9 protein-coding genes are annotated in these 13,584 nt (G+C 70.2%); 8 read left to right on the top strand and 1 reads right to left on the bottom strand.

Annotated features, from left to right (window positions below):
* Window positions 1-175: 175 nt before the first annotated feature.
* Window positions 176-4,165 carry a type VII secretion protein EccCa gene (gene eccCa, locus J7I94_RS23945; RefSeq protein WP_251075628.1) on the bottom strand — a complete coding sequence of 1,330 codons (3,990 nt, stop codon included), beginning with the start codon at window positions 4,163-4,165 and terminating at the stop codon, window positions 176-178.
* 255 nt (window positions 4,166-4,420) lie between these two features.
* On the opposite strand from eccCa, the gene eccD reads away from it, so the two are divergent.
* From eccD to J7I94_RS23905, 8 genes are all read left to right on the top strand, one after another.
* On the top strand, window positions 4,421-5,818 hold the full coding sequence (eccD, locus tag J7I94_RS23940) for a type VII secretion integral membrane protein EccD (RefSeq protein WP_215169864.1): 1,398 nt from the start codon (window positions 4,421-4,423) through the stop codon (window positions 5,816-5,818).
* Window positions 5,819-5,839: 21 nt separating this feature from the next.
* The gene (gene eccB, locus J7I94_RS23935) at window positions 5,840-7,324 is read left to right on the top strand and encodes a type VII secretion protein EccB (protein ID WP_215169862.1); all 1,485 of its coding nucleotides are present in this window, start codon (window positions 5,840-5,842) and stop codon (window positions 7,322-7,324) included.
* Window positions 7,325-7,783: 459 nt separating this feature from the next.
* Window positions 7,784-8,038: a hypothetical protein gene (locus J7I94_RS23930; protein WP_251075627.1), complete on the top strand. Its 255-nt coding sequence runs from the start codon at window positions 7,784-7,786 to the stop codon at window positions 8,036-8,038.
* A 135-nt stretch (window positions 8,039-8,173) separates the two neighbouring features.
* Complete coding sequence (locus J7I94_RS23925) at window positions 8,174-8,494, top strand: WXG100 family type VII secretion target (RefSeq protein WP_215169858.1); 321 nt, start codon at window positions 8,174-8,176, stop codon at window positions 8,492-8,494.
* Window positions 8,495-8,605: 111 nt separating this feature from the next.
* A complete protein-coding gene (locus tag J7I94_RS23920) occupies window positions 8,606-9,079 on the top strand; it encodes a type VII secretion system-associated protein (RefSeq protein WP_215169856.1) in 474 nt (157 codons plus the stop codon).
* A gap of 71 nt (window positions 9,080-9,150) precedes the next feature.
* Window positions 9,151-12,681 (top strand): AAWKG family protein, encoded by a 3,531-nt coding sequence (locus J7I94_RS23915; RefSeq protein ID WP_215169854.1) that lies wholly within the window; start codon window positions 9,151-9,153, stop codon window positions 12,679-12,681.
* Window positions 12,682-12,737: 56 nt separating this feature from the next.
* Window positions 12,738-13,226 (top strand): YbaB/EbfC family nucleoid-associated protein, encoded by a 489-nt coding sequence (locus J7I94_RS23910; protein ID WP_215169852.1) that lies wholly within the window; start codon window positions 12,738-12,740, stop codon window positions 13,224-13,226.
* Between the two features lies 1 nt (window position 13,227).
* Entirely contained in the window at window positions 13,228-13,581 is a 354-nt protein-coding gene (locus J7I94_RS23905) for a hypothetical protein (protein ID WP_215169850.1), read from the top strand.
* The last annotated feature ends 3 nt before the right edge of the window (window positions 13,582-13,584 follow it).

Raw genomic sequence — 13,584 nt, 5'->3', positions numbered from 1 at the left:
GGTGTGGCCGGGTCGGTACCGAGGTTCGTCCCTGAGGGTGCGGCCGGGCTGGCGGGGTCTGTACCCGAGCGTGCGGCCGGGCCCGTACTACCGGGGCCCTGGCCGTTGCCGTGCCGGGGGGTCCGGTGGTGGGTGGGTTCCGGTCGGTGGGTGCCGGGCCGGGCCGGTCGTGCGGTCACCTGGCGTCCTCCAGCAGCGGCGTCTGCACCTGGACGCTCTTGCGGCGGGCGATGCGCAGCGCGCGCCCCGGTATCAGCTCGCGGCCCTTGACGCTGCCGAACAGGAAGCCCTCGCTCGGCGGGCAGGACATCAGCAGCGCGGGCGTGTTCAGTTCCTGCAGCTTGCGCAGCATCGGCTCGCCCAGCCCGCGGCCCGCGCCGGCCGACGAGCGGGCCGCCACGATGTGCAGCCCGACCTCCCAGCCCAGCGCGAGCTGGTCGAGCAGCGGAGCGAACGGCTGCGTCATCGGACCGGAGCCGATCATGTCGTAGTCGTCGATCAGGACGAACAGCCGCGGGCCCGTCCACCAGTCGCAGAGCTTCATGCGCGCCGGGGAGACGTCCTCGCCCGGCAGCCGGCCGCGCACCGCCTGGGCCGCTCCCTCGATCAGTTCCTTGAGGATGTCCGAGGAGACGGCGTGTCCGATGCGGTACTCCTCGGGGACCGACTCCACCAGCTCACGCCGGTAGTCCACCACCATGATCCGGGCCTCGGCCGGGGTGTAGCGGTCGGTGATGCCCTTGGCGACCACCCGCAGCAGGTTGGTCTTGCCGCACTCGTCGTCGCCCACCACGAGCAGGTGCGGAGTGTCGCCGAAGTCGTGCCACACCGGCTCCAGTTCGTTCTCGTCCAGGCCGACGGCGATCCGCAGCGGCCGCTCGGCGGGCGGCGGCGGCAGTTCCGCCAGCGGCAGCTTCGCGGGCAGCATCCGCACCCGCGGCGCCACCGGCCCCGGCCAGCTCTCCGCGATCGAGGCCACGAGCCCCGCCACACCCTCCGCCAGGTCCTCGGCGTCCTCCACGCCGTCGATGCGCGGCAGCGCCGCCAGGTAGTGCAGCTTGTCCGGGGTCAGCCCGCGACCCGGGCTGCGCGGCACCGTCGCCGCCTTGCGGGAGTCGATCTGCGAGTCCATCGCGTCACCCATGCGCAGTTCCAGCCGGGTGCCGATCTGGTCGCGCACCGCCGAGGACAGCTCCACCCAGCGGGCGGTCGCGATCATCAGGTGCACGCCGTAGTTGAGTCCGCGCGCGGCGAGCGCGGCGAAGACGGGCAGGTGCCGGTCGAAGTCCTGCCGGACGGTGGACCAGCCGTCGATGACCAGGAAGACGTCACCGTGCGGCTCGTCGGGGAACTCGCCCGCGGCCCGGCGCCGCCGGTAGGTGGCCATCGAGTCGATGCCCTGCTCGATGAAGAACCGCTCCCGCCGGGTCAGGATCGAGTTGACCTCGGCGACGGTGCGGCCCACCCGTTCGCTGTCGACGCGGGACGCCACCCCGCTCATGTGCGGCAGCCCGGTCAGACCGACGAGCGTGCCACCGCCGAAGTCCAGGCAGTAGAACTGCACCTCGCGCGGTGTGTGGGTGAGCGCCAGGGCGGTGATGACCGTCCTGAGCAGCGTGCTCTTGCCACTCTGTGGTCCACCGCCGACGGCCAGGTGCCCACCGGCGCCCGACAAGTCCACGGTGAGCAGGTCGCGCAACTGGTCGAACGGCCGGTCCACGATGCCCACCGGCACCGTCAGCTTTCCGCGCAGCGGCCAGTCGGTCGTCGTCAGACCGTGCCGCGCGTCGGGAGCCACCGGCGGCAGGATCTGGTCCAGGGTCGGCGGCGTGTCGAGCGGCGGCAGCCAGACCTGGTGGGCGGGCGGACCGGAGGTCCGCAGCCGGTCCAGCGCCACCGACAGCAGCGTGTCACCGTCGTCGGTGTCCGCGACCGCCGCGGTGTCCTCGCCGTCCTCCGCCGGACCACCGTCCGCCGGAGCCCGCGGTACCACCCAGTCGGCCGTCCACGGCACCACCTGCCGGGCCACCTGCGCCAGCACCGCCGGATCGCGGTGCCGCTGCCGGTACGGGCCCGAGACGTACGCCGCTTGGAACCGGGTCAGCGCGTCCACCCCGCTCTTCAGGAAGCCGCTGCCCGGCTGCGAGGGCAGCTCGTAGGCGTCCGGCACCCCCAGCACGCCGCGGCTCTCCATCGCGGAGAACGTGCGCAGCCCGATCCGGTACGACAGATGCCCTTCGAGCTGGTGCATCCGCCCCTCGTCCAGCCGCTGGGACGCCAGCAGCAGATGCACCCCGAGGCTGCGTCCGAGCCGGCCGATCATCACGAACAGCTCCATGAAGTCGCGGTGCGCGGCCAGCAGCTCACTGAACTCGTCCACGACGACGAACAGACTCGGCAGCGGCTGCAACGGCAGACCCGACTGCCGCGCCTTCTCGTACTCCAGGGCGGACGTGTAGTTGCCCGCCGCGCGCAGCAGCTCCTGCCGCCGCATCAGCTCACCGTGCAGAGCGTCCTGCATACGGGCGACCAGGGACACCTCGTCGGCCAGGTTGGTGATCACCGCCGAGGTGTGCGGGAGTTCGTCCAGACCCAGGAAGGTGGCCCCGCCCTTGAAGTCCACCAGGACGAAGTTGAGGGTCTCCGAGGAGTTGGTCAGCGCCAGCCCCAGCACCAGCGTCCGCAGCAGCTCGCTCTTGCCGGAACCGGTCGCCCCGATGAGCATGCCGTGCGGCCCCGTACCGCCCTGCGCCGACTCCTTGATGTCCAGCTCCAGCGGCCTGCCGTCATGGCTGACCGCGATCGGTACCCGCAGCCGCGCGCTGCCGGTGTGCAGCTCCCACAGGTCGGCGGGCTCGTGCCGGTACAGGTCCGGGATGTTCAGCAGCGCGGTCAGTTCCACATCCGTGGAGAACGGCTTGGTGTCGTCCCCGCCCACGCTCATCCGGTACGGCGCCAGCAGCCGGGCCAGCGCCGTCACCCCGGCCGGGCCCATCCGGTCCGGGCGGCCCAGCGGCGCCGTCTGCTCCTTGCGGTCCCGGTCCGTACGGACCAGCGAGACCACGCCGTCGGCCACTTCCAGCCGCAGCGTGGTCCGGCCCGGCTTCCAGGCGAGCGCCCCCGACAGGTCCAGCACCACGGCGTTGCGGTACCCGTGCCCGTCGAAGCGGTGGCCGCTCGGCACGGTGGCCCCGTCCAGGACGATCACCATGTAGGGCTCCTCCCGGCCGGGCACCGCGTCCGGGTCGGCCGCGGGACGCTCCTGGAACTCCGGGCCCAGCAGGTTCTCCAGCTCACCGAAGGCCGAGGTGACCAGCCGGGCCGGGCCGGCCCCGTCCTGCTCGTTGCGGTGCAGACTGTGCGGCAGCCACTTGACCCACTCCCACTCGGCCCGCCGCTCGTCCGGCACACACAGCGCGATCCACAGGTCGTCGGGGGAGTGGAAGACCGCCAGCTGGGCCAGCAACGCCCGTACCAGGCCCCGGATCTCCTCCTCGTCACCGCGCAGCAGCACCTTCGACCAGGCCCGCAGATAGATCGCCACCGGCTGGTCGCGCACCGTGGAGTAGGCCCGGGTGAAGCTGCGCAGCGCGTGCGCGGACTGCGGCTCCAGATCCTCGACGGGCTTCGTCGCCAGCGGGGTCAGCCGCAGCGCGACACGCTGGTCACCCACCCCCATGCGCACCTCGGCGAAGTCCTCGTCGGCCGCCCGGCGCTCCCACAGCCTGGTGGTGCGCACGAAGGACGACAGCGTGCCGGGCTCCGGATGCCGCCAGGCCAGCGCGCGCTGCTGCTCGCCGATCGAGGCCCGCACCTTGCGGCGGGTCTGGGCCAGGTAACGCAGGTAGTCGCGGCGCTCACCCTTGGTCCGCTGCTTGCGCTCGGCGTTGCGGCGCATCACCTGACCCACCATCATCGCCGCCGACCCCAGCACCATCATGCCGAGCGCGACATACATGAACCCGCCGCTCGCACCGCTCATCCCCGGGCGCATGAACATCAGCATCATCGACACCGACATCAGAGCCATCGGCAGATACGTCCACACTGCGGAACTGTCCGGCACGACCTCCGGAAGGGTCGGCGGCTCCTGAAGACTCAGTTCTCCGGACGGCAGTTCCGGGCCACGACGGCGGGCCGGCCTCCGGAACAGGATCACGCTCAAGGAAAGGCCTCCTCAAAGAAGTGCGGGGAAATACGAGAAAGGGGTGCTCGACATTGCGGAAGGGTGAAAAGAGACAGTGCGAAAGGTGGCCGGGGAAGGCGGACCGCTAGCGCGCTTGCGTATTCCTGCGTGGTGGCGTAGAAATCACGGCACACGCGCCCCGCTCACAATTTCCCGCTGCTTTCGGCAGCCTGGCCGGCGCGCCCGATTCAGCTTCCGTCAACCCGCACCGGGTCTCAGAGAGCGTGACCACTCATGACAGATACTCAGGCGGCCTCGCTGTGCCGCCTCACCGTACGTGCTCCGGCCAGGACCGTTGACCTGGCGGTGCCCTCCGACGTCCCCGTCGCCGATCTGTTGCCCACTGTGATCGGCTACGGAGGAGAGGACCTGGCGGAGTCCGGCCTGGAGCACGGTGGTTGGGTACTGCAACGCCTCGGCGGCCCACCGCTCGACCCCGAGAGTACCTTGGACTCACTCGGCCTGCGCGACGGCGAGTCGCTTTACCTGCGACCGCACACCGAGGCGCTGCCCGAGGTCCACCTCGACGACCTCGTCGACGGCATCGCCACCAGCATGCGCCGCCGCCCTCACGGCTGGTCCGCCGAGGCGAGCCGGCGGCTGCTGCACGGCCTGGCCGCCACCGTCCTCGTCGTCGGACTGGTCGTCCTGGCCCTGCCCGGAGCGCCCGGCTGGGCCAGGTCCCTGGCCGCCGCCGTCGCCGGGATGCTGCTCGTCGCGGGCGCCGGCTCCGCCACCCGGGCCGTCGGCGACTCTGGGGCGGGCGCGCTGCTCGGCCTGCTGGCCGGGCCCTACTTCGCCCTGGCCGGATGGCTGCTGCCGGGCGGCGCGCTGGGCGGCGCCGACGGCCACGACGTGCTCGGCTCCCGGCTGCTGGCCGCCTGCGCGGGCGGCGGCGGCGCGGCGGTGCTGGCCCTGGCCGCGGTGGGCATGTACCCGGCGCTCTTCCTGGGCCAGGCCACCCTGGCCGTCGCGGGCGCCCTCGGTGCCGGACTGGTACTGGCGGGTCTCGGCGTCGCCGAGGCTTCCAACGTGGTCGCGGTCGTCCTGGTGCTGTTCGGCGGCTTCGTCCCCTCGCTCTCCTTCCGTCTGGCGGGCATGCGGATGCCGCCGCTGCCGACCAACGTCCAGCAGCTCCAGCAGGGCATCGACCCCTATCCGGCCGCCCAGGTCGAGGAGCGGTCGGCCCTGGCCGACGGCTGGATGACCGCGTTCTACGGCGCGATCGGCATCCTCTGCCTGCCCTGTCTGACGGGTCTGCTGGTCTCCGCCGACCCGGCCGAGATCTGCACCGTCATCGCCCTGTCCCTGCTGCTGCTCCTGCACAGCAGGGGGCTCGGCAACGTCTGGCAGCGCCTGGCGCTGACCGGGGCCGGCGCCTGGGGAGCGGTCCTGCTGGCCTTCGCCGCGGCCCGGGCGGTCGACGCCGGCGACCGGCTCGCCCTGACCGCCGGCCTGCTGGGCCTGGCCGTCGTCGTGGTCGTCGCCTCCTGGACCGTACCCGGCCGCCGGCTGCTGCCCTACTGGGGGCGGGCGGCCGAACTGCTGCACTCCCTCGCCGCCCTCAGCCTGGTCCCGCTGCTGCTCTGGTCGGTGGGGCTCTACGGCTATCTGCGCGGCCTCAACGGCTGACGATCTCGGAGAACGGCGACCATGCACAGCAAACGTGACCAGATACAGGCGCACCTGTTCATCATGGGCAGGCTGGCCTCGGCCATGCTCAGGAGCGACCCCGACGAACCCGAGAGCCCGCTGGGCCGCACCAACCGCAGCGCCGCGATCGGCGTCCTCATCGCCCTGCTGCTCTGCGCCGGCTTCTTCGTCTTCGGACTCGTCAAACCCGGCGGGAACGACACCTGGCGCGCCTCGCGGAACCTGGTGCTCGACGAGCAGACCGGCGCCCGCTACCTCTACCTCGACGGACGGCTGCACCCGGTACGCAACTTCGCCTCCGCCCAGCTGCTCGCCGGCGGTGAGCTGACCGTCAAGTCGGTGCGCACCTCCTCGCTGGGGGACACCCCGCACGGCACACCGCTGGGCATCCCGGACGGCCCCGAACACCTGCCCGCCGCGGCGGACCTGGACACCGGCCCCTGGCTGGTGTGCTCGGCGCTGCGCACCCGCAGCACCGACGTCGTGCAGCCCACCACGGTGCTCGCCATCGCAGCGGACGACGTGGACCGGGTCCAGGGCGGACGCGGTCTCGGAGCGTCGGAAGCGGTCCTGGTCAAGGGCCCCGACCGGGCCCCGTACCTGCTGTGGCGGGGCATGCGGCTGCGCCTCGACGCGGCCGCCCACGCGGCCGGTTCCCTCGGCTACGGCGGCGCCGACCCGCGCCCCGTCTCGGCCGCCTTCCTCGACGCCTTCCCGCAGGGCCCCGACCTGGCCCCGCCCGCGGTTCCCGGACAGGGGGCGCAGGGTCCCTCGCTCGCCGGGCGGGCCAGCCGGATCGGCCAGCTGTTCCGGGTGACCGTCCCCGGCTCCGCGCCGCGGTACCACCTGCTGCTGAAGGAGGGGCTGGTCCCGGTCAGCGACACGGAGGCGGTGCTGCTGATGGGCGATCCGCGGACCCGCTCGAAGGCGTACGCGGGGTCGGACGTCACCGTACGCACCCTGGGGGCCGACGCCCTCAGCGAGCACCTGGCCCCGTCCGCCGCCGCGGTCACCGACGCCGCGCTGCCCGCCAGGCCGCCCCGGCTGGTCCCGGTGCCCGCCGGCGCCGTGGCCTGCGCGGGCGTCGAATCGGCCGACGGCGAACTGGCGGTGGACGTACGGCTGCTGCCGGACACCGCGCTGCCGCAGCCCGTGCAGGACCCGGCGCCGCAGATCCGGCCGGCCTGCGCGGCGGTGGACGCGGTGGCGGTCCGCCCCGGGAAGGGCGCCCTGGTCAACGTGGTGGGAGCCGGCGGCAACGTCCTGGGAGACACCACGTACGCGGTCACCGACGACGGGATCAAGTACCGCGTCACCTCCCAGGACGCGCTGAAGGCACTGGGCTACGACGGCGCCGAACGCGTCGCCGTGCCCGCCCAGTTGCTCTCCATGCTGCCCAGCGGACCGGACCTCTCCCCGGCCGCGGCGTCCAACGGGACGGGGCGGACCAGCCTGCGCTGCCCCGTGAACGGAACGGACAACTGAGGTGAATTCCAGTAGGTGACCCGCCGGGCACCTCAGGGAAACCTCAAACTTTCCCCCGGACTCCTCGTGGTGCCGCCCTGACCCGCGGTGACCGGGGCGGCGGCGAATGTCCCATCCGTCCGAACCCCGGCGCGGTGATGCTCAATAGAGCGGCCCGGAATAGGGATTGCCGCTCTATTGAGCATCAATGAAAGGGGCTAACCACCCCGGTGGAGCGCAGGAGAGTAATTGCCAACGCCAGGAAATTCTGTTTAGCATCTGGTCCCCATGATCCGGTGATCCGACATGCCGGCGCCAACTGTGTTGTCGGCCTGTGGGCCGTAGGCGCCCGTGGCTCGGTGACTCCCACCGAAAGGCATTCTTTCCATGGCCATGCAGCAGTCAGAAGAGCGGGCGACACGCAACGGAATCACGGCACTGGAGACGGCTTCCAGTGCCGTTCTCCGGTGCCAGGAGGACGTGCAGAGCACCTCGGGTGACCTGTCCACCGCCTACCAGGGAGCCGACGGCGGAAAGTTCCAGGCTCTGCTGGCGGAGTGGGACCGCCTCGTCGACATCATCCGCAAGAACATGGAGCAGATGATCGATGAGCTGAACAACACGCTCAGGGACAACCAGTTGATGCAGAGCACGGCGACTGACGCGATCGACCAGCAGGCTTCCCGCGCGCCGTCCGTGTTCGACGCCCTCAGCGGGACCAGGACCAGCGCCTAAGCCCGGCCGCGCCCACCTGCCGGCCCACCGCAGGCGGTGCCACGCCACCGCCGCCACCCGCTCGACCGCTCACCCCGAGGGCCCCGCCCACTGGCCCACCGGGAACTGCCACTCTCTCGGCGAAATGAGGACCACATGAGCAACTTCAGTGATGGCTACATCCATGTCGACTACAACCACGCGGACAACGCGGGTCAGGACATGATCCAGCAGTCGCGGGCCATCGCCACCATCGTCAGCAATCTCGAAATGGAGCTCGGCGAGCTCAAGGAGAGCTGGGTCGGTGACGACAAGGATGTCTACGCCCAGGTGCAGGCCGAGTGGGACCAGGCCGTGACCAACATCTCGAAGCTCCTGGAGAACAACAGCCTCCTGCTGGGCGACATCTCCCAGGACTACCAGCGCCGCGAGCGCAGCCGGGCGCAGTCCTGGTCGACCGTCAAGATCGGCGGCTGAGTACCCGACCGAGTCATCCGATGCCGTCGGCCCGGCCGTGCCGGGCCGGGCCGACGGCATCGGCCGTCCAGCCGCCGGCTGCCGCGGCATCGCGCGTGGAGGGGAAAAGGCATGGCCAAGACCACGGTTCTCGACACCGAATTCCTGAACCAGTTCATCAAGAACCACATCGAAGAGTTCGCCAATGATCTGTCGAAGATCATGAAGGATGACGCGAACGGAAACGCGATCACGTACATCGCCGAGGGGAAGCTGACCCCGGGCACCCTGGCGTCTACCAAACCCCTGGCCATCGGCCGGATGGCGAGCGACAGCAGCGGTGTCGCCGGCGCCTCGCTCAACAAGGCGGTCCAGGCGATGGCGGAGAACATCAGCAAAGTCATCAAGGACCACCAGGTCCTTTTCGGGGACATCGAACAGGCCCTCCGGGACACCATCGCGGAGATGAGGCAGGAACAGCAGGCGAGCCTCGACAAGATGCCGGCCACCAAGTTCACCGACATCTTCGAGCCCGTACAAGGCGACCTGAGCGATGGGGCGCAGGCCACCACCTCGGCCACCGGCACCGGTTCGAAGAGCAGTTAGGCACCCCCGCCCGCAACGCAGACCGCCACCCCATCCGTTTCCCTGAATGAATGCCGCCCCGGAGCGCTGAAATGGCCGACGCACAGCGGAACAACGACGACAACTGGAAAAAGGCAGTTGACATGCTGACGGGCTATGTACTGCCCGAGCGGAGTGCGTTGTTCGACCATCTCAAGGGCAACTCCGATATCCCGTTGATGCATGTCCGGCTCGACCACGTGGGGCGGGCCCCGGTCTCCGGCTTCATCGCGTCGGGCGGCTGGCGGACCCACGGCACGGACTACACCATCCCGTTCTACCGCAACTACGACCACCACGACGACGCCTCCTCCGGCACCAAACTCGACGCCTACCGGGCGCACATCACGTTCATCGGACGGTCCGGCAGCGCGCTGCCGCCCAGTGGGGACGATGTGTTGCAAGGAACGGAGAAGACGAGCGAGTACCTGAAGGACAAGGGCGGCTGGAACAAGGAAGGGGGTTACGTCGAGTGGAACACGCAGCCCCTCGCGCAGTACGTGAACGGTTCCTCCGACGCCTTGTGGCAGTTGATGCTCTGGCCCTTCAGCACGCAGGGGTACGAGAAGCACGGCATCTCCGTGGCCGACGGTGACGCGGTCGACCTGGGGTCCTTCAACGACGCGGCGAAGACGTTCGACCGGGTGGTGAAATTCTTCGAGGACGCCGCCGACACCGTCGGGCAGTGGGAGGCGAAGGACATCGGAGACGGCAGCGAGTCGTGGGCCGGCACCGGGGCGAGCATCTTCAAGGAACTCATCCACAAACTCGCGCAGAACTACAAGGGTTACGCCGAGCAGGTCGGCGGCGGCGATCACGGCTCGTCCACCATGCTGGAGGACAACGTCGTCACATCGAAGCCGGCGCGTGCGCTCGCCGAGGCCCAGACGCTGCTCTACAACGCGGCGAACGACCTGCACACCGCGTGGCGGGCCTGGCGGCCCGAAAGCTCTCCGCACCGCTGGCTGTACGACATGCTGCAAGAGGCGCGCATGCATGTCCTCGACAAGAACATCACCCCCACGGAGTTCGACACCGAAGGGGGACCGCGGCATTACCGGACCATTGTGCGCGCGGCCGCCGGCTTCCAGGTCGACATCTCCATCGGTGGCAAGTCCTACGGCGTGATCGACGACATGGAGACCTGGAAGAAGATCGGTGAGGAGGCGGTTCGCCGCTGGAACGAATCCGCGCAGCAGGTTCTGGGGGCGGCCGGCGCCCAGGCGATCACAAAAATAAATGATGCATTGCATATGGCGTCGGCAGCGTTCGACGCCACCGTGACGGACAAGGACAAACGGTCCCTGTCGGACATCGCCACCAAGGAGGAGAACAACAAGGAGAAGGCCGACGCGGCCAAGGAGAAGGACGACGCGAAGAAGGAGAAGGAGCAGGAGAAGGCGGAGGCCGCCAAGGAGAAGGCCGAAGCGAAGGCCGACGCGGCCAAGGAGAAGGACGAGGCGAAGAAGGAGAAAGAACAGGAGAAGGCGGAGGCGGCGAAGGAGAAGGCCGCGGCCAAGGCGGAGCAGGAGAAGCAGAAGGAAGAGGCCGCCGAGGAGAAGGCGGCGGCGAAGGCCGAGCAGGACCAGGAGAAGGCTGCCGCCAAGGCGGAGCAGGAGGCGGCGAAGGAAGAGGCGGCCAAGGAGAAGGCGGCGGCGAAGGCGGAGCAGGACCAGGAGAAGGCTGCCGCCAAGGCGGAGCAGGAGGCGGCGAAGGCGGAGGCGAAGCAGGAGCAGGAGGCGGCGAAGTCGCAGAACGAGCAGGACCGCGAGGAGGCGAAGAAGCAGGCCGCCGAGCAGTCCGCGCTGGCGTCCCAGCAGGCCACCCAGCAGCGCGCCGACGCGGAGAAGGACCGGGCTGCCGCCAAGGCGGACCAGGAGGCGGCGAAGGCGGACGCGGCCAAGGAGAAGGAGGCCGCGAAGGCGGAGCAGGACCAGGAGAAGGCTGCCGCCAAGGCGGAGCAGGAGGCGGCGAAGGCGGAGGCGAAGCAGGAGCAGGAGGCGGCGAAGTCGCAGAATGAGCAGGACCGCGAGGAGGCGAAGAAGCAGGCCGCCGAGCAGTCCGCGCTGGCGTCCCAGCAGGCCACCCAGCAGCGCGCCGACGCCGAGAAGGACCGGGCCGCGGCGAAGAAGGAGCAGGAGCAACAGAAGGCGGAGGCGGAGCAGGAGAAGGCCGCCGCGAAGGCCGAGCAGGAGCAGGAACAGGCGGCGGCGAAGCAGGAGGCGGAGGCCGAGAAGGCGGCGGCTAAGCAGGAGCAGGAGGCGGCGAAGTCGGAGGCGGAGCAGGAGAGGGCTGCCGCGCAGCAGGAGCAGGAGGCCGAGAAGGCGGCGGCGAAGGAGGAACAGGAGCAGCAGAAGGCTGAGGCGGAAGCGGAGAAGGCGGCGGCGAAGCAGGAGCAGGAGGCGGCGAAGTCGGAGGCGGAGGCCGAGAGGGCTGCCGCGAAGGAGGAGCAGGAGCAGCAGAAGGCCGAGGTCGAGCGGGAGCAGGAGCAGGCCCGTGCCGAGCAGGTCGAGGAACAGCGGCAGGCCAGGCTGGAGGCCGAACAGGCCAAGAACGAGGCGCAGGCCGACTACGAGCAGCAGAAAGCCGACGCCCAGGCGGAACGCGACGCGGCAGAGCAGCAGGCCGATCAGCAGCAGGCGGAAGCCAAGCAGGAGTACGAGCAGCAGAAGGCCGAGGCCCAGGAGGACCGGGACCAGGCCCGTGAGCAGGCCGAGCAGGAACGCGCCGAAGCCAAGCAGGAGTACGAGAGCCGGCTCGCCGACGGGGTGAGCGAGGACACCGCCCGCGAGGACTACGACCGCTGGCTCGCCGAGATCGACGCCGCGGAGCAGGACGCCGTGCGGCAGGCCGACGCCGCGGAAGCCGAGGCGAAGCAGGAGTACGAGCAGGAGAAGCAGGCCGCCCAGGAGACCCGGGAGCAGGCCCGCGAGGACGCCGCGCAGGCTCGTCAGGACGCCCGGACCGCGTACGACGCGCGGATGAACGAGATCCAGGCCGCCTACGACGACACCGCCCAGCAGAACCCGGACTACGAGGAGTTGATCCGGCAGCGCATCGCGGCTCTGCCCGAGCACGACGACCCCTCGGCATATCTGCCCGCCGGCACCTCCGCCGCCGCCTCCCCCTACGCGTCGGCCTTCACCGACAACCTCTACAACCAGGACGACCTGTCCTCCGCCCTCGGCCGCTCCCAGGACGGCTCCGCCGGCTCGGCGGGCGCCACGGGCAGCCCGTACGGGAGCACCGGCTCGCCGGGGATGATGCAGCCGATGGCCCGGGGCGCCGACAGCGGTTCGACCGGCGAGCGGGTCCGTACCGTCGTCGAACCCACCACCGCCCGGACCAGCAGGGCGGCCGGCCCGGCCCAGACCGTCGAGGACGAGGAGCACGCCGTCGCGACACGTGGCATGCAGACGGCGAGCAGCGCACCGTTCATGCCTCCGATGGGCGGCGCCCCGATGGGCGGCGGGGGACAGCAGACGGAAAGCCAGGGCGACCGGGAGCGTACCGCCTGGCTGCCGGAGGACGAGGACGTGTGGGGCACCGACGAGGGCGGCGTCCCGCAGGCGCTGGGCCGATGAGTTGTCCCGTCCTGATGACCGCCGTACTCCGTGATGAGTGAAGTGAAGGGAAGACAGTGAGCCAGCCGATGGAGGACCGGGTCGCCCGGGCGATGGCACAGCTCAAGGCCACCGAAGAGGCCGTGGCCAGAGCCAAGGAGGACCTGTCCCGGGCGTCGGTGTCCAAGCACTCCCCGGACCGGTCGGTGCGGGTGGCCGTCGGGCCCCAGGGTGAGGTGACGAGCTTGGAGTTCCTCGACGGCAAGTACAAGAAGATGTCCCCTGCCGACCTCTCCTCCGTGATTCTCCAGGCCATCAACGCGGCCCGCGCGGACATGGCGCGTCGTGTGATGGACGTGTTCGATCCCGTCGTGCGGCGGACGCCCGGTGAGCGAAGCCGTGCGCACGGCTCGGGGCTGGACTGGGACGAGATATTCGGTTCCCTGATCAGCGAAAGCGCAACTCCTTCTCGCCCGGCGTCGATGAACCGACTCCGGGACGAGATGTACGAGGACGAACCCCCGGGCGCCCCGGGCGGGGCGAACAACCGAACGGCGGGTGAGTGACGTGTCGCAGTCGAAGGGTTACGAGTTCAATTTCGACGAATTCGACACAGGCCCCCTCGGTGACATCATCGCGAAGATCAAAGGCTTGCGGGGACTGCTCGATGAGGAGTTCTCCAAGTACGAGTACTGGTGGGGCCAGGAGAACGTGGGCGATGACTTCGCCGATCAGGTGGGTCCGCAGATGAGATTGGAGCGGCAGCAGATCACCGAGACTCTGGACGCCCTCACTTCGGGTTTCCTTCATCTGGTCGGGGCTGTGGACGCCGAGGCAGGGTCTGCTCGGACGGCCCAGTCGGACGCCCTGGACAATATCCACCAGGCGAGCGGTGCTGCCGCGGACGGGGCCAAGCGGTAGGTC

The sequence above is a fragment of the Streptomyces sp. ISL-12 genome, from assembly GCF_018614415.1.
In the GTDB taxonomy this organism is placed as follows: domain Bacteria; phylum Actinomycetota; class Actinomycetes; order Streptomycetales; family Streptomycetaceae; genus Streptomyces.
The sequence above is the reverse complement of the archived record's forward strand: the minus strand, read 5'-3'. Positions and strand labels throughout refer to the sequence as shown.

Bases quoted from the DNA above. Each gene is read 5' to 3' on its own strand.
- eccD (WP_215169864.1), top strand. From the start codon at position 4,421: ATGACAGATACTCAGGCGGCCTCGCTGTGCCGCCTCACCGTACGTGCT.
- eccB (WP_215169862.1), top strand. From the start codon at position 5,840: ATGCACAGCAAACGTGACCAGATACAGGCGCACCTGTTCATCATGGGC.
- J7I94_RS23925 (WP_215169858.1), top strand. From the start codon at position 8,174: ATGAGCAACTTCAGTGATGGCTACATCCATGTCGACTACAACCACGCG.
- J7I94_RS23920 (WP_215169856.1), top strand. From the start codon at position 8,606: ATGGCCAAGACCACGGTTCTCGACACCGAATTCCTGAACCAGTTCATC.
- J7I94_RS23915 (WP_215169854.1), top strand. From the start codon at position 9,151: ATGGCCGACGCACAGCGGAACAACGACGACAACTGGAAAAAGGCAGTT.